We start from the raw sequence: 19698 nt of genomic DNA on the forward strand, positions 1-19698 counted from the left end.
TTAACGCAGTTTGCCCGAAACGCGAAAAAACGTCAGGAGAAATCAGCGCGCTCTACGAAGAGCAAACGTGTTGAGCCTGGGAACCTAAAATCTAAGGGTGAAAATCCTGAAACTGGGATACAAGAGGACATAGCCTAAAATCTCTTGTGAATCTCTGTGGCTTTAGCCCAGAAAGAGTCAATTCCTAACTAATTCCATCTTTTGGATAATCTGCTCTTGACGAGTTTTACCACAAGGTTCAGCACTTTGACAATCATTTACATTTGCCAGTCCATAAGTCAAACGCACTCTTTTATTCAAATAAGCTTTCTCCTGTCCACAGATACCAAAGTCGGCGCCTAATTCATGCTGCTTACCTTTATCATCAACAATAGAGACATAACACAGCAAATCACCATTTATAATTTTTTTAACTGTCCCCAATGCTGGTAGAGTTGCTGTTTTAGTCCCAGCACCAATCACTTCCATGTTAGAAATGAGATTAACTCTCTGTTTTTTATTACAAGGTACCCTACCTTGACATTCTGGACTGTTTATGCTGGACACTTTATAAGTCAAACGAACTTTTTTGTTTAAATAAGCTTTTTCTTGTCTACAAATACTAAAATCTGCACTTAGGTTATGCAATTTACCTTTGTTATCAGCAAGAGTTACATAACATGCATTGTCACCATGTTCAAGCTTTTTAACTATACCCGTTGTTGGCTGTACGGCTTTCTTCTTACCAGTTGGTGTTGCTTCGGTTACTGTATTCATTGACGTTGTAAGTATCGCAGAGCAAGCGATAGAAGCAATAATTGGTATAAAATTTTTCATGTAAAACACTTGTTCTCAATTTTCAAAACTTTGTTCTAGAGTAGTTTAGAACAAAACATCTTACTCAAATCTTGTTTTTTTATTAACAATGTATATGTATACTAAAGAATATGGTTTAAAAGTATCTAATTGGCTTCAGGGTAATTTAGATTACTTCCTTAGATTAAATTCTGCTAATCAACTATATAGTCATTGAAGCAAAATATGAAGATTTAACACGAGGTTTTACTCAACTCGTAGCTGAACTAATAGCACTCGACCAATGGGAAGGAGCAACTACAGTTTCTCAACAACCAATTCTAATAGGGGTTGTCACCACAGGTACAATTTGGCAATTTGGTAGATTAGACCGTACAGCAAAACATTTTGAACAAGGTATTAATAGTTACCGTGTTACTGAAGATTTAGAACAAGTTATGCTAATTTTGGTTGCTGCTTTGAAAGGCGCCGATTAAAGGATTGATAAAAATTAAAAGGATGTGCTTGTAAAATATTTAAATGTTTAGATGTTTAAATATACCTTGCAGGTTGGATGGAGTGTAACGTAACCGAACATTCATAAAGCTTTGTTGGGAAGCGAAAAGCCGCAACACCCAACCTACGATTATTTATAAGAAAATTCCTACTGGTTCATGTCATTAATTCTGGGGTGTAGAGACGCTCCTTATCGCTTTTCTACAAGATTTTGATTTTTATGCAACTCTCCAAAACTTATGACACGGACTACTAGGAACTATTTAAATGAGTCAGTTTAATTCAAATTTAGTTTTGTTGAAGTCCAGCTTGTACTCGCGCACCATAGTCTCGGTCACACTGTGTTAAATGACCTATCATTCGTTCTTGAATATCTGGATTACATTTTTTAAGCTGTGTGACAAGGTTTAATATCAGGTCATCACGTTCAAAGTCATTGAAAGTGCGATATCTTTCACCTGCTTGTTGGTAGTCATTAGTGCGACTAATTTTTTGACGCATGACTTTACCTTCAACATAAGGTGTATGAGGTACATTATTTTTTGGCGCCTCTTTTAAACCTTTCATGCTACTTGGTTCATAATTAACATGAGGATTTTCTCCTGCTGCTGCACCATCAACAGCATAAGCCATTTGACCATCGCGTTGATTTGTTGCAACGGGAGTCTTTGGTTGGTTAATTGGTAGTTGGAGATAATTGGTTCCTACACGATAACGTTGAGTATCTGAGTAAGAGAAAGTTCGACCTTGAAGTAATTTATCATCAGAAAATTCTAGCCCATCAACTAACACACCTGTACCGAATGCAGCTTGTTCAACTTCAGCAAAATAGTTAGTTGGATTTTTATCAAGCACCATTCGTCCGATGGGCAATAACGGAAATTGCTCAACGGGCCAAATTTTGGTTGGGTCTAATGGGTCAAAGTCCAGTTCCGGATGTTCATCATCAGACATGATTTGCACGCAGAATTTCCATTCTGGATATTCACCTCTTTCAATTGCTTCGTGCAAATCTTCTGTTGCGTGGTTAAAATTCTTTGCTTGAATTTCTTCTGCTTGAGCTTGAGTTAAAAACTTTACTCCCTGCTTCGGTACCCAAAAGTATTTAACTAATGTTCCCACACCATCAGCGTTAACCATTTTATAAGTGTTAACACCTGAACCTTCCATAAATCGATAGTTTTGAGGAATACCCCAAGGACTAAACAACCATGTAATCATGTGCATCGATTCGGGAGTTAAGCTGAGAAAGTCAAATATACGGTTTGGGTCTTGACGGTTGGTAATTGGGTCAGGTTTAAAAGCGTGAATTAAGTCAGGAAATTTGATAAGGTCTCGAATAAAAAAGATTTTAAGGTTATTTCCGACTAAATCCCAATTTCCATCTTCAGTGTAGAACTTTGTTGCAAACCCGCGCGGGTCACGGAGAGTTTCTGGTGAGTTTCCTCCATGAGTCACTGTTGAAAAGCGAACAAAGGTAGGAGTAATTTTACCTTTCTCTTGAAACAACTTCGCGCGCGTATACTTACTCGCTGGTTCATCCCCTATTGTACCGTAAGCTTCAAAATAACCGTGGGCGCCTGCACCACGTGCGTGAACAACACGTTCAGGAATACGTTCACGGTCAAAGTGAGTGATTTTTTCTAAAAAGTTATAATTTTCAAGTACTGTTGGACCTCTTTCACCTACAGTCCGTGTATTTTGGTTATCAGATACTGGGTGACCTTGACGATTTGTTAAAATGAGTTCCTCATTACTCATTGACCCTTGCTGTTGATTATCCTGCACCATATTAGCCCTTTAATCTGAATTTAAAAATAATACCCAAACTCAATTAGCCGCACATAGTTTTTCATAGGCGGCAACTAAAAGGTATTACTATCTCTTATATAGAAATAACTACTTATCCTATTCTTCAACCTCTCGCCAAAGAAATAGCTTAATTCATATTTTAAAACCCTTGTCATCCTTGTTAAGGTACAATCATACAAAAATAATCCTGCTATAAATCAAACCTCTAGCTATTTCTAAAGCAACGTGACTTTAGTTATGCTCTTTATCACACTTTTTACTCATTTACTGTACAAATATAAGTTTTAAGATTGATTTTACTCATAAATAAGCGCAGACTTATAAAACTATGAAACTGCTGTTTAAATCTAGCAACTTTTAAACAAAAAATAAACATCTAAAATTTATTGTAGGATGCGTATTCTCACCTATCCTAATTTATAAATATAACCAGCTAGCAAACTTTTTCGTGTTGTAAAAGCTTAAATGTAATACCAAAATTAAACAGCATCTTTAATGTGGCGCCACTATATAGCAATCCTAAATCATTTGTAAAATTCGTAGGTTGTAGAGACGCGATTAATCGCGTCTCTACGCGGATATAATTTTTACAACTCATATAGGACTGCTATATATATTATATTAACTTAGGTTCGCGTTAAACTAAGCGTATCTAAAAACTAAAACTGCAATAAATTTTTTGAATTGGACAACTGTTCAGTCTTACAACTTACCAAGCTATCCAACTGTGCTTTGAGTTATGCAAACATAGCTCGTTCTATCAAGAAAGTACAAATGTTTATAGGAAAGTTTATCTGGTAAGGGAATTACATGTAAATAGTCCATAAATTAAGTACTGTATATCTTTTTTGGATAATATTGAGAATATATCCTTGTTCTTTGATACCTACCGTGTTTATGCTTTTATAGCATCTAGATGTTTAGATGTTTATTTGGAGACAGGCGCCACTTCTAAAGCACCGATATCAAAATGGTGCGTCAAAGCACATGATTTTTCGTTTTGTTGAAGATTGTAATAGCTTTGACGCACCCTATTCCTTGATGCTTTGATGTAACATTAATTATCTTGTATTATATATAATTGTAATACTTTAAAACTGTATTTATATTTCTACATGTGCGTGTTTTATCTAGTCGAGTAGATTAATTTTAACAGTTTTATAGTACTATAAAGTATTTTATTACCAACGATTTTACTCCAGGCGCCAGATTTTTAGTTATATCGTATAAAGTTTACACTATAATTATTTTAAAACTTATGAAAGAAATGAATTATAGTAAAAAATGGATAATAGTCACCTGGAAATAATACTTAAGATTAAAGCGGGTCAGCGATTAACTTCCGAGGAACGCATGGAATACTTAAAAAAGAATTTGACTTATCTTAAACAATCAAACGGAAGAGATATTGCGCGCAATAATATTTTAGATGTTATGGCAGTCAATATGGCAAAATTACCCGATAACGCAGAAATAACTAGGCATAATGAAGCTTTATCACAATATTGGCAGCAAGTAGCTATTGAACGTCAAGAGTTTGGAGATAAGTTTGACAAAATCATGAATGAATTACGAAATCGTGATTGTGGCAACAGTTAATGACAGTAAATTAAAGCCTGTACTTGAATAGTATATTTGTATTTTTGTGAAGATTCTGTATACTATACAATAATTTTCGCTCAACTTAATGACTAATTCGCTCATATATTATAGTTGAGACCCGATAACATCATCTATAGGAGCTGATACCAATCATTTAGTTTTGTTACGTACTATTTACAGTCTTATATTTTTAGGGCTATTAAAGAACTTATATACTATACAATATTTAGATAAAAGCGTCTGGAGATAATTGGATGACAAACCCAGGACAACCATCAAGCGTTGAGGAGCGCTTAAATCGTTTAGAAAATTTAGTTCTTAATGTTGGTGAAACAATGCTCACGCAAAATAATAGTTTTGCAACTCTTACCACTATCAATGAGCGATTGGCTGAGAAAACTACTGACCATGATAATACTCTAGCTACTCTTATTGAGCGATTAAACGAGAAAACGACCGACTACGATAATACTTTAGCGACTCTTGCTGCTATCAATGAGCGATTAGCTGAGAAAACTACTGATCATGACAATACTCTAGCTACTCTTACTGAGCGATTAGCTGAGAAAACTTCTGACTATGACAATACTTTAGCTACTCTCACCGCTATTACCCAGCAATTAAACGAAAAAACTTCTGGGCATGACAATACTTTAGCTACTCTCACTGCTATTACCCAACAATTAAACGAAAAAACTTCTGGGCATGACAATACTTTAGCTACTCTCACCGCTATTACCCAGCAATTAAACGAAAAAACTTCTGGGCATGACAATACTTTAGCTACTCTCACCGCTATTACCCAGCAATTAAACGAGAAAACTTCTGAACATCATAACAATATAGATGTTTTGGTTGCGAATATTATCCAATTAACTGAGAGTGTTAACGACCTCAAAAATACCGTTGATATCCAGACTATTAATATAAACAGTTTGAGTGCTGAGATTGCAAAAATAACAGAGCAAGCAGCACAAGATAGACAGCAAGCAGCTATTGACCGTCAAGAATGGCGAAACCGCATTGACCAAATTTTGAATTATTTACGTGACCGTAATGGTGGAAGCAGTCCACCGTAATAAATTTAATTTAGTTGTACAACTAACTAGTCATTTGTGTTATTGTTTTGGAAAATAGGTGCCAAGGAATTCTAACTCTCTTAAATCTTCTCTGTGTCTCTGTGGTAAAAAACTTATATATTTTTTACCACAGAGAGAAAAAGTATATATATAGCAATTCTATATGAGTTATAAAAAATTATATCCTCGCAGAGACGCGATTGAACCCTTGTCTCTACCGGAGCGCAAATTTTATAACTGATTACGTAAGGCTATATATCACATTTTATAGTAACTCATAATTTTGCATTAATACATCTTAAGTTGTAATAAAAAATCCTTTTTACGGTTGCTGTATACCAGCGATAAATTTTATGCAGTTTAAAATTTTACTTTTGTAAGAATACAGGAAACAATACGTGATAATAGGCGCCTCAATAACCTATAATTACTCTTTGAATAACTTCCCTACATCAGACAAACTACCATACCTATAAAATTCACCTAAAATCAAGTTAATTTAATTAAGCCAATTTGGTTTAAACTTGTATACGCTCACCAATATTATCCTAAATCAGGCGCCTTTTTTTATGCTTCATTCTAGACTAACTCAACCCACCCCACCCTTCTCTCATCAATTATCCTAGCATAAATACCATAATTTATGTATTTAGTCAATAGGTTTTGTATAAAATACTCGCAAAACGTTACTAAAAAAAGTAAGTAAAAAATAAGAAAATAGAATTAGTATAGAGGCTGAAAGAATTGATATGAAAGGGAAAGGGGAAGTAAAAACACGCAGGGTACTTGCCCAGCATTGGCTCAAGAGTGAAAGTGCTTTAGAGAACATAGTACGTGCAGCAAGGTGTACTAAGGATGATAGGGTTTTGGAGATAGGTCCCGGAACTGGAGTTTTGACACGCAGGATTTTACCCTTAGTACAGGCTTTGATTTCTGTAGAAATTGACAGGGATTTGTGTAAGATGTTGGTAAAGGAGTTTGGGAATAGGGAGAATTTTTTACTGTTGCAAGGTGATTTTTTGGAGTTGGATGTAGAATCTCAACTTGGTAGTTTTGAGAAGTTTCAGAATCAAAATAAGGTAGTAGCCAATATTCCGTATAATATTACTGGACCGATTATTGAGAAGTTATTAGGGACGATTGCGAATCCGAATACAAAACCGTATGAGTCGATTGTGTTATTGATACAGAAAGAAGTAGCTGAAAGGATTGTTGCAAAACCTGGTGGTCGAACTTTCGGCGCCTTAACTGTAAGAGTACAATATTTAGCACAGTGCGAATATGTTTGTACAGTTCCAGCAAAAGCTTTTCATCCGGCGCCGAAAGTGGATTCAGCAATAGTAAAATTAGTACCACGACAATTAGAAAATCTTGCTAATGACCCAAAGTATTTAGAGACTTTAGTAAAATTGGGGTTTGGTGCAAAGCGTAAGATGTTACGGAATAATTTGCAAAGTATTATTGAGCGGGATGAGTTGACTACAATTTTGGAAGGATTACATATTAACCCTCAAGCACGGGGTGAAGATATTGGGGTTGAACAATGGGTAAAGTTAAGCAATGAATTAAAAGAAAGAGCAAAACAAAATAATGCTTTAGAGGATGATAGTTTGTCAAAAGCTACCAATGATGATAAATTTGATGACTCAGATATTAATGTTGATGATGGGCATGACGTTTAAGACATTTCATAAAATACAAAAGTACCACCTAATGGACAATAAAGGTTTTGAATGCAACCGAACTTTGAAGCGATGACAAACAAAGAATTATTAACTTATATAGGCGCCATTCTAGCATCTGGAATATCTTAAAAAAGCATTTATTTTGTACTTACGCGAACTATACAGGATTGGTGTAGTATGCTGATTAAAATGTGAACCGTGGTTCACATTTACATTTCTTCAACTTGTCCAACATGTTATTTAAGTTAACGTTTGGTATGCAAGCGCGCTCGCTTCACCTCGCTTCTGGTATGATTGTCAGGAATAAAGGCAAAATACTCAGCTAAGGCTTTGATAAATTAAAGAAAGTTTTATTGGTAAAATTATAATTGTAAATTATATATAAAATATTATAAAAATGGCGTACAGTGATTTTACCCTTCCCAAAGTGCGAAAAGATTTTAATTTAATACTTGATGAGACCCGTAATTTATTTGCTGATGTCAACCCAGTATCACCATCAGAAATATTAAACACTATTTTGAGCTACTATATTCCTTTAGCAACGTCAATTGGGACAGAAAAAGCGCGCTCAGAGTTTTTAATTGCGCCAATTTTAGCAGATGTGAGAAAATCATTAAATAATCAAATTTCTTTATTTTCTGGGAATGAATTTAATGTAGATGCAACAAAAGGTTTACAAGGTTTTTGTGATTATATCTTCAGCATGTCAAAAGAACAGTTATTTATTTCGGCGCCCGTAATGTTTATTTTTGAGGCGAAAAAAGAAGATATTAATAGCGGTCTTGGTCAATGTGCAGCAGCAATGATTGCGGCACAGTTATTTAATCAAACTCAAGGTGAGGAGAAAAAGCAAATTTATGGTTCTGTTACTACTGGAACGAATTGGAGGTTTTTATTGATAGAAGGAACTACTCTTTATATAGATTCAGTTGAATACTACATTAAAGAAATCGATAAAATTTTAGGCATTTTATTGCAAGCTTGTACACAAATATAAAATACTCCAAAAGTATCTCAGAAGTCATTTTTTTTGTCATAACGCAAACAAGATGAGGATGGTGTGGTAATCCTAATCTTAGAAATGCCAATTTAGAAGGAGCTGATTTGTTGGAAGATATTTTTGATGAGGCTAACTTGGAAGGTGCTAATCTCAAACAGCTGTACTCAGTTTATGGCAGTAGTTGGTATGATGCAAATCTGAAAGGAGCTTGCATCAAAGAAGCTGATTGGAGTATGTGTTGTTGGAATAATACAATTTTACCTAATGGTAGAATTGTTACTGATGAGGAGTATAAAAAGAAGCCGTAACTTGTATAAATTGGTTGTGGCGCCATTAATTTAATGCTGGTGTCATTGATGTCAACTATGTGGCAAAATATTCAGCCAGTTGTTCAAGAAAATCATAAGCAGCATTAGAAAAACTAGGAGGGTTAGAAAATTCTTCTTTTGGCAATGACATTTCTGCTAGAGCAATAACAGAATGATAAAATTCTCCATTCTTCATCGAGCTGATTGTTTTTACAAGTAATTGAGGTGAAGGTAGTACTAAAATATTCTCTTCATCAATCTCTTCATAACTAAAACCTAGTGTTTCCGCGATAGAATCTAATTCTTCATAACAACAGTCTTCTTGAGGATGTTCAATCCAGTCTGTCAAAATTTCTAACTTTTGTAAATTGGATAAACGATTAAAGTTATTTTTAACATTTTCAATTAATGTTTTTACTTTTTCTATTGGGTCTACATCTTTTGAGTCTGGGTCATCAAGCGTACTAGGTTGCCATTGTTCCAAAAAAGCAGCAAGTCTTTCTAGTGTAGAAGGAAACGTGCCTTGTCCTAAGCATCGTCTAATACCTGAGCGAATAGTAGCATTCGCTAGCTCACTTCGGATACCACCTTTTATTAATCGTGTCGTTTCAACACCTAGAATATAGCTACATTTGAGTAATGCTTTCCGACCCATTAGGTCAAAAACACTATGGTCAATATGTATTTTATTTTTTCTTCCCATATAAGGCAGATTAATCTATATACGGTATCTTCAATTAAATAAATCATCTACAGGCATGGAAAAATCAAGTAAAACCGTTTGTGTGCTAACTGTCTCACCAGAAGAGAAAATTAACCGAGAGTTTTTAGTAACAATAATAATCCAACGGTTTTCAGGATAGATTAGCCAAACCTCCTCACCACCAGACTGTAAATATTCAGCACTTTTTGCAATAACTTCTTCAGCATAATCTGTTGGAGAGACAATTTCAGCACTGAGAGGAAAACTTTGAGGAAGAACTTTTTGATTACCGTATTGAGAAACCAAAGCAGGAGTTAGGTAAGCAACATCAGGGCGCCGACCTTGTATATTGGTAAGGCAAGGGACATCCGTATAAACTTCCCCTCCTAGTCCAGACTCATCCTTATAGTTACCCCAGCGACGATCTAACCGAGATTGGCTTTGACTATGTTTAAGCGTCATGCCATTTTTTTCTATTAATTTGCCGTTGACCCATTCTGTGTCATCAAGAGGATTTTGCGTCCAGTCTTCTAAAGAAAAATTGTTAAAACTTTCTGAGACGATAGTAACATTTACCATTGGCTTATCCGGAAAAGTGGTAACTAAAATATAACAAAAGAATTGAATTGATAACCTAACCGCAAATGCGCTTCTGTGCATTTGCGGTTATGATTCATCGTGGAAAGGCGCCTGAAGTTTATTTAAAATTTGCTACGTATCGTTTTTTATTATTTGGTTACAGTCGGTAGTGCTGGCGGGTTGGGGTTTAACAATATATAGTATTAAAATTTCCATATATTTGTATCTTAAGATAGATGTCAAATCTTGCTCTAGATAGGTAAGGGATGTTACACTACTTGAGCGACATTTAAATACTTATATCAAAATTAAAATAAAAATGCACTCACTTATTTTAGAATTACCTAATGAACCAGTACCTATAGGCTCTGTATTTTACGTAGAACGTCCCCCTGTTGAACAACAGGTTTACCAAGAAATAACTAAGCCAGGATGTATTATCAGAATTAAAGCACCCAGAAAAATGGGTAAATCATCGCTATTACTGCGGATAATTGATTTTGTTAAATACCAAAAATATCGTACCATATATTTAGATTTTCAGCTAGCCGACAGAGAGATTTTTAAGTCTTTAGATAAATTTTTGCGTTGGTTTTGTGCCAATATTGCTTATCAATTAAAAATAAAAGAAAATTTAGAAGAATACTGGGATGAAGAACTTGGTTCTAAGGTAAATTGTAGCATTTATTTTCAAGATTATTTGTTGTCGTACATTGAAAGTCCTTTAGTTTTAGCTTTAAATGAAGTAAATCGCTTATTTGAATATCCTGAAATTGCCCAAGATTTTCTAGGATTGTTACGTTCTTGGCATGAAGTAGGCAAACATGAAGAGATTTGGCGCCAACTACGGCTAGTGATATGTCATTCAACAGAAGTTTATATTAACTTAAACATTAATCAATCTCCTTTTAATATTGGTTTAAATATTAATTTGGCAGAGTTTACAACTAAGCAAATTCAGAATTTAGTAAGGCTACATAAACTTGATTGTCAGCTAGAGATATCGCAAATACTATCTATACAAGAAATGTTGGGAGGTCATCCTTATTTAGTGCGACTTGCTTTGTATGAATTAGCCAAAAATCCAAAACTTACTTTAGAAGAGTTATTACAATCATCTCCTACAACTACAGGTATTTATAGCGCTCATTTGCGGAGTTTGTTGGTAACATTACAAAATAATTTGGCTTTGGGGATGGCACTAAAACAGGTAGTTAATAATTTAGATGGTGTAGAAATAAACCATATTCTTGCTTATCAGTTAGAAAGCATGGGGTTGGTGAAATTAATTGGTAGTTTATGCAAAGTTTCTTGTGAGTTGTATCGTCAGTATTTTGCATCACAAAATTTTGATGAATTAAATTTACAAGATAAGCTATTACAGCTACAAAAAGAAAATGTAGAGTTGAAACAATTAGCAATTACAGATGGACTGACTCAAGTTGCTAACAAACATTATTTTGACATACGTCTAGAACAACTTTGGCACGAGTTAGCTTCGGAGATGGCGCCTCTATCACTAATTTTATGTGAAATAGACTATTTAAAACTATATAGTGATACAAACGGTAAACAGGCGGAAAATAGTTGTTTACAACAAATTGCTAGAGTTTTAGAAACAAAGGTAAAATCTTCCTCTGTTTCGTACTCTTGCTCAAGATTAGTAGCTCGTTACGATTATCAACAATTTGCCATACTATTGCCTCAAATGAACAGCTTAATTACTTCAAAATTAGCTGAAAACATTCGCAATGAAGTGATAAACTTAGGAATTTTACATAATTTTGCCTATGATGGTTTTCCGGCTAGAGTTGTAACTGTTAGTTTCGGTCTAGCTTGTACAATTCCTAACTCTCAAGCATCAACAAGCATTTTAGTTGATGCTGCTGCTGAAGCGTTGCATAAATCAAAAAGAAACAACAGAAATTGTACTTATGTTAGTTCCACTTTAAATCATTAAGTTTTCTGTGGCTTTTTACCATGATAAATGACAAATACCAGGTCGGGGGTAGTCTCAGCAAAGATGCACCCACCTACGTCAAGCGACAAGCAGATGAAGAACTTTATACTGCTTTAAAAGCTGGAGAATTTTGTTATGTCCTCAACGCGCGTCAAATGGGGAAATCGTCTCTATTAGTTCATGCGAGAAATAGATTGCAACAAGAAGGATATTGCTGTAGCACTCTAGATATGACCAGTATAGGTAGCGAAAATATTACTCCTTTACAGTGGTATAAAGGCATCATTACACAGTTATGGCGCGGGTTTAACTTATCTGAAAAATTAAATTTAAAAACATGGTGGAAAGATGAAGAACATCTGTCACTTTTACAAAGATTAACTTATTTTATTGAAGATGTGCTGTTAGTAAAATTACCGCAAGAACAGCTAGTGATATTTATCGATGAAATTGATAGTATTTTAAGTTTAGATTTTTCTGTAGATGATTTATTTGCATTAATTCGCTTCTGTTATAATAATAGAGCTATAAATCCAGCATACAATCGCCTCACTTTTAGCATTTTTGGTGTAGCTACACCGAGTGATTTAATATCTGATAAAGAACGTACTCCTTTTAATATTGGCAGGCCAATAGAACTAACAGGGTTTAAGTTAGAGTCAGTACAACCATTAATTAAAGAATTAGCATGTAAGATAAGTAATCCAGAACCAGTGATGGCAGAAATATTAGCTTGGACAGGTGGACAACCATTTTTAACGCAGAAGTTGTGCAAGTTGGTAGTCAATAGTAACTTACAGGAGAGATTGCAAGTAGCGCAATTAGTACAAAATTGCGTAATCGACAATTGGGAATCTGTAGATAAACCAGAACATTTAAAAACAATACAAGACCGCATCTTATATAATGAAGAGCGCGCAGGCAGATGGCTAGGAATTTATCAGCAAATTTTGTTAAACCTTGAAGTGGAAAGTTCTTTGCCCGTATTCGCTAATAATAGCCTTGAACAAACCCAATTAATTCTCTCTGGTTTAGTCGAAAAAAAACAGGGGTTATTAAAAATAAGAAATCGAATTTATCAAGAAGTATTTAATATTACATGGGTCAAGAAACAACTTGGATTACTGCGTCCTTATTCGCAAACCTTTGATGCTTGGATAGCAGCTAAACAACAAGATAATTCACGTTTATTACGGGGACAAGCTCTAATTGATGCTCAAAGTTGGGCGCGGGGAAAAAGTTTAAGTGATTTAGATTATCAATTTTTAGCCAAGAGTCAAGAATTAGATAGGGAAGAAGCCCAACAAGCATTAGAAACTGCAAGACTAATGGAAGTTGAAGCACGACTAGCAGAACAGAAAAAACATTCTATACGACAAAAGAATTTTATTACTGCTTTGAGTGCAGCATTTATATTAGTTGGTATATTTGGGCTTAGTACTTACTTGCAGTATCAGAAAGCAAGTGCGAACGAACAGCAAGCTAGAATCAACGAAATTCGAGCTTTGGCTTCTTCTTCAGAAGGCTTATTTGCTTCTAATAGCCGTTTAGATGCTTTAATAGAAGCACTGCGAGCCAGAAAAAAACTACTTTCATTAAGTAAAGTAGACCAGGATACTAAAAGCAAGGTAGAATTTGCGCTCCAACAAGCAATTTTAGGCGCCGATGAATATAATCGCTTGTCAAAACCAGCAGCAGCAATTAGTCGGTTTTCTATTAGCTCTGATGGTGAGATGATTGTGACGGCTGGCAAAGAAAATACTATTAACCTGTGGGCAAAAGATGGTAGGCTACAGAAAACTCTAAAAGGTCATCAGGCTCTAATATCAAATGTAGTCATCAGCCAGGACGGTCAAACTATTGTTTCTAGTGCAGGCGACCGCACTATAAAAGTCTGGAAAAAAGACGGCACCTTACTGCATACTTTAAAGGGTCATCAAGCTAACCTGGGAAGTGTTGCGATAAGCCCTAATAATAAATTTATCGCTTCTACTAGTGAAGATAAAACGGTTAAAATATGGAGCATAAACGGCGCCTTACTCAAAACATTAAAGGCAGATACAGTTATAAATTCGGGAGTGACGTTTACTCCAAATAGCGGAAACATAGTTGTTGGTAGTGCCAAGGGAATGTTGAATATTTGGCGAGTAGATGGTCAACAGGTGGCTAGTGTTAAAGCTCACGAAATGACAGTGATTGATGTTGGCATTAACCCTCAAGGGGATACGATTGCCACTGCTTGCTTTGATGGTACAATTAAGCTTTGGCGATTTTCTGAAAATCTTCCGGTACTGCTAACAACTCTTAAAGAACATAGTGGAATGGTCTTGTCTGTTGCCTTTAGTTCCGATGGTAGGCAACTCGCATCGGTATCCGAAGATAAAACACTCAAGCTTTGGCAGCGAAATGGTGCGACTTGGGACAAGGTAAAACTGCTACGTACTTTTGCTGGACACAGAACGATAATTATGGGTGTAAAATTCAGCCCTGATGCTAAAACTCTTGCAACTCTTGGCTGGGACGGACAGGTAAAACTTTGGCGCCCAAATAACTCCTTACTCCAATCCCTTAACGGACACAAATCCCTCATTTTGGGACTTGCGTTTAGTTACCCAACCCATCTTAGTAAAAGAAGAATTATCGCTTCTGCCAGTGCAGATAGAACAGTTAAGTTATGGGAAACAGACGATGAGGGAAAAGTCCTATCGTTACGTACTCTCAAGCATGATGGTGTTGTCATGGGAGTTGCCCTGAGTCCCAATGGCAAACTTTTAGCTACAGCCAGTGGAGATGCAACCATCAAACTTTGGACACTACAGGGACAACTACTAGCAACCCTGAAAGGACATCAAGGTGCAGCAAGAAAAGTCAGTTTTAGTCCCGATAGCAAGCTGTTAGCCTCCGGTAGTGCTGATGGTACCATAGGATTGTGGAAGGTAGAGGGAAGAAACCCTGTTTTGCTCTCAAAGTTGCGGGGACATCAAGGGGGAGTTTGGGTTGTCAGTTTTAGTCGCGATGGTCAAATTATTGCTTCCTCTAGTGGAGACAGTACAATCAAACTATGGAAAAAGAGCGGTGAATTAATCACAACGTTAAAAGGGCATCAATCAGCAGTTAGGTCAGTAGCTTTTAGTCCAGACAATCAAATACTAGCAAGCGGCAGCGATGACAAAACCGTGAAACTTTGGCGCCTTGACGGCAGCTTATTGACAACACTCACAGGTCATAACGATGCAGTTTTATCAACAGCTTTCAGTCCAGACGGGCAACTGCTTGCTTCCAGTAGTAGCGATGGGGTAATTAAACTCTGGAAACAAGAAACAGGCAAAATACCTGTATTGCTAAATACTTTAAAAGGCGATACTGGAAGCCTTTGGGAGATAGCTTTTAGTCACGATAGTAAGATACTCGCCTCTGCCGGGGAAAATAGCAAGGTAATTTTGTGGAATGTCGAACAAGTAAAGTCCCTAGACCGCATTATCTCCTACGGTTGCAATTGGGTACGCGATTATTTACGCACAAATGGAGATTTGCCAGAACCCAATAGACATTTATGCGACGAAAAATGATATGAAAAGTCAGAAATTATACCTGGGATTAAAATTCCTAAACTCATAGCTTAAGTCTTCCCCAAGAAGACTTTGGCTTTTCATAAACCAACTCTATTGCCACCCATAAGTACATTGGAAAGACAATTATGTAACTTCAAGGCCTGAAAACCCTATGTACAATCAACATAATGCAAGTGTTATTATCGACAATTCGTTTAATAACAGCAATTCTAAGCTTCGTTCGACTCAAAGTGCATAAGTTGGCAGCGAGAGGGCGCCTGTTATATTTTCCAATAAGTTTAACTAAGATGTAAACCACCATCAACGGGCAGCGCAACTCCAGTAATAAATGCAGCTTGAGGAGAGCATAAAAAAGCTACAGCCGCACCTATTTCTAATGGTGATGCCCAGCGTTGCATAGGGGTATTTTGTATTTTACTTTTCATAAATTCGCTGTCTATTCCACCCAATTCAGATGTTGCAAATTCCCAGGCTTCAGTTTTAACAAAGCCGGGAATGACTACATTTACTGTAATTCTTCTTGAAGCAAGTGCTTTAGCATAATATCTGGCTAAAAACTCAACAACTGCCTTAGCTTGGCCAGGTAAAGCATATGACAATTTCGGCGTGGTGGTATTATTACACCCAGGAGAAGATATTGCTACTATATAACCGTTACCATCCTCCATGTAATTTATTGCTCTTTCTACACATCTAATAAAGCACTTAGGATAAACATTTTGATAATAATCATACTTATCGAAACTATTCCAATTACCACTGCCTAATAATGAATTTATATCCAAACTAGCTGAAATTGCTCCACTGGATTCACTCTTGGTCGTCAAACCGACATGTAACCCAGCATTATGAACAAATGCTGTTAGTTTCGAGTGAAAATTATTTTTTAGGCATTCAAATATCGCTTCAATAGTTGATTCAAGAACTACATCGCCCTTTATAAGGTAAACTTGTCTATTGTAATTTGATTCAAGAGTAGTCTTAACAGCAGATGCAGACTCCTGGTTAGAATTAAAACCAAGTATGAGGTCATACCCCTGTGATGCTAATTGTTGTGCTATTCCAAAACCAATACCCCGTGTTCCACCTGTGACTATTGCTACCTTTGATACCATATTTTTCACTCAATTAATTATTACTTTCACTTAATTAAAGTATCTACTATTTAAATGTTAAATTATTGATGCTCTTGAACTCGCTCCTTTGTATGCTTCAGAGTTAACTAAATATCCTGTTAAAGGTAGTGATTCGATTGTTCCAACTGACCCTTTTATTTATCGCTTCTACGAAATAATGCAAGTGTACGGACTTCCTCTCAAGGATGTAGTTCAAGAAAAATTTGGGGATGGAATCATGAGCGCTATCGATTTTACTTTAAATGTGGAAAAGGAAGAAGACCCCAAAGGCGATAGGGTACGTATAACTATGTCTGGTAAGTTTTTGCCTTACAAAAAATGGTAATTTTTTTGTTTACGTAGTAATAAATTACACAAGTGTTTATATTAATACTACATAGTACAGCTTTGCATATTATTTGTAGACACTGCTATCTCTTTACATTGGCTACATTATTTATTGTTTATCCAAGCAGGAGATGAAAAGTGTGTTGTAAACAGGTTTTATTTTGTTTGCTTTTTTATTATTTGCCTTCTTATTAATTGTACTGGCGCCACTCACTGCGCTGAACGAAGTGAGTGGCGCCGTCTATCATAAAGAACAATAGTACTGGTTAATTTTGCTCTTAAGATTTGGGTTGAGTTGATGGTTTAGGATTCCCGTTAATATAATAGCGGCAAGCTTTGTTATCAACAGGTTCCCCTTTTTTCGGATTACAGGGATTTGGTTTTTTATTTGTTCCCGTACTACTACCACGAGGACTAGTTTTAATAATAGGTTTTTGCCAAGGGCACGGAATAATTTTGCCTTTATTATCACGGCATGGTACATGTTGAGATACACCATCAACTTGTGTGGTTAGCGATTGTTGCTGTGCCATTGCAGCAGGGGAAAACATCACAGTTGCCAAAAGTGTTATGTTCATTATTTTTTGAATAGTACGCATAATTTAAATTCCTTATTTTAGGTGTGTACTCCTGAATATGATGAGCTTGCTTGCTTTATGCACATCGACACCTAATTTTTGAGAAATAAATTTTATATTAGTACGGGAGCAAAAATATTTATGCGGAGACTTCAAGGTCGAGGCACCAATAAAGTTCAAATAGTCTCTTTGTACTGCAATGGATGCACCAATTAAAATAAGCATTGGTGAATTTGTTGGCGCCAAAATCAAATGTCGCTACTGGCTATCCAAGCTATATTGATTCGGTTTTCCGGAATAAATAGTAGTGAAAACCGAACAACAAGTATATGGTTGCCCTACTCCCCATTCTCTACACTAGAAAGAAATCTTCCTCCGTCAACGTCGTGGTATCAACCCCGGTGAGAATTGCCAGAGTTTGAGTACCTTCACGAATTTCATTCCCAACAAAGGATAAATCAGCAAAGGTTAACTCGCCAAAACGAAGAAGACCGATTCTATCAATACCAAAACTAAAATCAGTAATAGTATCTGTGCCTAAATCTCTCTCCAGTATGAAAATATCTCTGCCTTCGTTACCAGTCAGGAGGTCTTTACCGTTACCACCGAAAAAGAGATCGGCGCCATCACCGCCAAATAATTGGTCATCACCGTCATCGCCATTCAAGCTGTCATTACCAGCATCACCAAAGAGTTGGTCTTGACCGTTACCACCGAACAAGAAATCTATACCATCACCGCCAAATAATTGGTCATCACCTTCACCACCATTCAGTTGGTCAACACCAGCATTACCAAAGAGTCGGTCTTGACCATTACTACCGGTCAAGGTATCTCCGGCATCACCACCAAATAATTGGTCATCACCTTCACCACCATCCAGTTTGTCATCACCAGCTGTTGTTAGATAAACTGTTTGCCACCGCACTCATCAGAGCGACCATCGCCGTTGAAGTCCCCCACCACCACGGATTGAGGAAGAACTCCCACGCCAAAGTTCTTACGAGTGCTAAAGCTGCCATCTCCATTACCCAACAGCACAGAGACGTCGTTGGAGTCTTGGTTCGCCACCGCACTCATCAGAGCGACCATCGTCGTTGAAGTCCCCTATCGCTACGGCGAAAGGAAATGGTTCCGTGTCAAAGCTGCTAGCACTACTAAAGCTGCCATTCCCAATACCCAACAGCACTGAGAGGCTGTTGCCGTTATTGTTCGTCGTCACCAAATCAGTGCGACGATCGCCGTTTAAGTCCCCAGCCGCTAAGAATAAAGGACCGCTTCCCACGTTAAAGTTGGTAGTAGGGCTAAAAGAAACAATTCCCATCATGCCTCCTGAGTAGTTAATAAGACTGCTGTCATCGCCTATCGGTCTATTCTTCGCCATCAAGAGCTTGCTGTTTTTTCTGCGGTCTTATCACAACAATTACCCAGCAACTGTTTGCACCAGGCTTTTATCTGTAAATTCCCGGCGCCAAGACATTTAAATTTGTACAAAAAGAATCTTGAACCATCGTCCGTATTTATACGCATGTTGTCAAGATGTTAACTATGCTCTTGTTGAAAACTTCATATTTAGGTGATTTTATGAGCATTTCGATAAAAATTCAGCATCACATCAAGCCAACGGTTTAAACCGTTGTCTAATAGCCTAACTCCTCTTCAAGAGGACTTTATCTCTGAGCCTGTGTATAATTTTTTGATATGCGGCGCCACGCATCTATGCGATAACAATCTTCAAATAAAGGCACGCTTATAAAGCGTAACACTTATTAGACATCTCCGAAATATTATGGTTACGCTCTCGGACATGATATAACTCACGGCGCCTCTGGGTCTATATCTAATTCTCTGCGCCCTCTGCGCCCTCTGTGTCTCTGAGGTGAAAAAGAGTTGTATATTTTACCTTATTACGCTATTAGAACACAGAGGGAGTAAAGGTTTTATTCATCAAAGGTAATAAAAATAAATTCCTAGACACTAACATCTGGGCGTTCGCTCATTTTTAGAACCAAAGGGGAATTAAAGCCTTGATATAAAGGGAAAAAGGCTATTTCTAAGTAAATT

The 19698-nt window shown here is 36.6% G+C and carries 15 protein-coding genes and 3 pseudogenes; 8 read left to right on the forward strand and 10 right to left on the reverse strand.

The genetic code is table 11. The annotated features are described in order from the left end of the window. Window positions 1–177: 177 nt before the first annotated feature. The 3 genes and pseudogenes from DSM106972_RS08730 to DSM106972_RS51290 all read right to left on the reverse strand — a co-directional run bounded on the left by DSM106972_RS08730 (window position 178) and on the right by DSM106972_RS51290 (window position 3700). Window positions 178–816, reverse strand: coding sequence for a hypothetical protein (locus DSM106972_RS08730; RefSeq protein ID WP_127080322.1), 639 nt, complete (start codon window positions 814–816; stop codon window positions 178–180). A 768-nt stretch (window positions 817–1584) separates the two neighbouring features. Beyond that, window positions 1585–3081 (reverse strand): annotated as a pseudogene (locus DSM106972_RS08740) (catalase); the annotation flags it as partial. A 454-nt stretch (window positions 3082–3535) separates the two neighbouring features. Beyond that, window positions 3536–3700: a hypothetical protein gene (locus DSM106972_RS51290; protein ID WP_158632788.1), complete on the reverse strand. Its 165-nt coding sequence runs from the start codon at window positions 3698–3700 to the stop codon at window positions 3536–3538. Between the two features lie 686 nt (window positions 3701–4386). Between DSM106972_RS51290 and DSM106972_RS08745 the strand changes: the two genes are divergently transcribed. The 5 genes and pseudogenes from DSM106972_RS08745 to DSM106972_RS08765 all read left to right on the forward strand — a co-directional run. After that, window positions 4387–4701, forward strand: coding sequence for a hypothetical protein (locus DSM106972_RS08745; RefSeq protein WP_127080324.1), 315 nt, complete (start codon window positions 4387–4389; stop codon window positions 4699–4701). 257 nt (window positions 4702–4958) lie between these two features. Then, complete coding sequence (locus DSM106972_RS08750) at window positions 4959–5783, forward strand: coiled-coil domain-containing protein (RefSeq protein WP_127080325.1); 825 nt, start codon at window positions 4959–4961, stop codon at window positions 5781–5783. A gap of 749 nt (window positions 5784–6532) precedes the next feature. After that, complete coding sequence (gene rsmA, locus DSM106972_RS08755; protein ID WP_127080326.1) at window positions 6533–7465, forward strand: 16S rRNA (adenine(1518)-N(6)/adenine(1519)-N(6))-dimethyltransferase RsmA; 933 nt, start codon at window positions 6533–6535, stop codon at window positions 7463–7465. Between the two features lie 400 nt (window positions 7466–7865). Next, complete coding sequence (locus DSM106972_RS08760; RefSeq protein WP_127080327.1) at window positions 7866–8468, forward strand: hypothetical protein; 603 nt, start codon at window positions 7866–7868, stop codon at window positions 8466–8468. Window positions 8469–8554: 86 nt separating this feature from the next. Beyond that, window positions 8555–8779, forward strand: a pseudogene (locus DSM106972_RS08765) (pentapeptide repeat-containing protein); the annotation flags it as partial. A 55-nt stretch (window positions 8780–8834) separates the two neighbouring features. On the opposite strand, the gene DSM106972_RS08770 reads toward DSM106972_RS08765, so the two are convergent. Together DSM106972_RS08770 and DSM106972_RS08775 are read right to left on the reverse strand one after the other, a co-directional pair. Beyond that, window positions 8835–9482, reverse strand: a complete 648-nt coding sequence (locus DSM106972_RS08770; protein WP_127080328.1) for a hypothetical protein — start codon at window positions 9480–9482, stop codon at window positions 8835–8837. A 30-nt stretch (window positions 9483–9512) separates the two neighbouring features. Next, window positions 9513–10061, reverse strand: coding sequence for a Uma2 family endonuclease (locus DSM106972_RS08775; RefSeq protein ID WP_127080329.1), 549 nt, complete (start codon window positions 10059–10061; stop codon window positions 9513–9515). 319 nt (window positions 10062–10380) lie between these two features. Here DSM106972_RS08775 and DSM106972_RS08780 point away from each other — a divergent pair, with 319 nt between their 5' ends. Together DSM106972_RS08780 and DSM106972_RS08785 are read left to right on the forward strand one after the other, a co-directional pair. Next, complete coding sequence (locus tag DSM106972_RS08780; RefSeq protein WP_127080330.1) at window positions 10381–12021, forward strand: AAA-like domain-containing protein; 1641 nt, start codon at window positions 10381–10383, stop codon at window positions 12019–12021. 20 nt (window positions 12022–12041) lie between these two features. Then, window positions 12042–15590, forward strand: a complete 3549-nt coding sequence (locus DSM106972_RS08785) for an AAA-like domain-containing protein (RefSeq protein ID WP_127080331.1) — start codon at window positions 12042–12044, stop codon at window positions 15588–15590. 281 nt (window positions 15591–15871) lie between these two features. Here the strand turns inward: DSM106972_RS08785 and DSM106972_RS08790 are convergent, their stop codons facing one another. Next, window positions 15872–16708: an SDR family NAD(P)-dependent oxidoreductase gene (locus DSM106972_RS08790; protein WP_127080332.1), complete on the reverse strand. Its 837-nt coding sequence runs from the start codon at window positions 16706–16708 to the stop codon at window positions 15872–15874. A 61-nt stretch (window positions 16709–16769) separates the two neighbouring features. On the opposite strand from DSM106972_RS08790, the pseudogene cynS reads away from it, so the two are divergent. Continuing rightward, window positions 16770–17054, forward strand: a pseudogene (gene cynS / locus DSM106972_RS08795) (cyanase); the annotation flags it as partial. 280 nt (window positions 17055–17334) lie between these two features. Here cynS and DSM106972_RS08800 read toward each other — a convergent pair. The 4 genes from DSM106972_RS08800 to DSM106972_RS08815 all read right to left on the reverse strand — a co-directional run bounded on the left by DSM106972_RS08800 (window position 17335) and on the right by DSM106972_RS08815 (window position 19018). After that, window positions 17335–17655, reverse strand: a complete 321-nt coding sequence (locus DSM106972_RS08800; protein ID WP_127080334.1) for a hypothetical protein — start codon at window positions 17653–17655, stop codon at window positions 17335–17337. A gap of 331 nt (window positions 17656–17986) precedes the next feature. Further along, the gene (locus DSM106972_RS08805; protein WP_127080335.1) at window positions 17987–18562 is read right to left on the reverse strand and encodes a calcium-binding protein; all 576 of its coding nucleotides are present in this window, start codon (window positions 18560–18562) and stop codon (window positions 17987–17989) included. Continuing rightward, window positions 18538–18726, reverse strand: a complete 189-nt coding sequence (locus tag DSM106972_RS55715; protein ID WP_127080336.1) for an FG-GAP repeat domain-containing protein — start codon at window positions 18724–18726, stop codon at window positions 18538–18540. Before DSM106972_RS55715 ends, DSM106972_RS08805 begins: the two co-directional genes overlap by 25 nt. Further along, window positions 18662–19018 carry an FG-GAP repeat domain-containing protein gene (locus tag DSM106972_RS08815; protein WP_127080337.1) on the reverse strand — a complete coding sequence of 119 codons (357 nt, stop codon included), beginning with the start codon at window positions 19016–19018 and terminating at the stop codon, window positions 18662–18664. Before DSM106972_RS08815 ends, DSM106972_RS55715 begins: the two co-directional genes overlap by 65 nt. Between the last annotated feature and the right edge of the window lie 680 nt (window positions 19019–19698).

The sequence above is a fragment of the Dulcicalothrix desertica PCC 7102 genome (assembly GCF_003991905.1).
Lineage (GTDB): Bacteria > Cyanobacteriota > Cyanobacteriia > Cyanobacteriales > Nostocaceae > Dulcicalothrix > Dulcicalothrix desertica.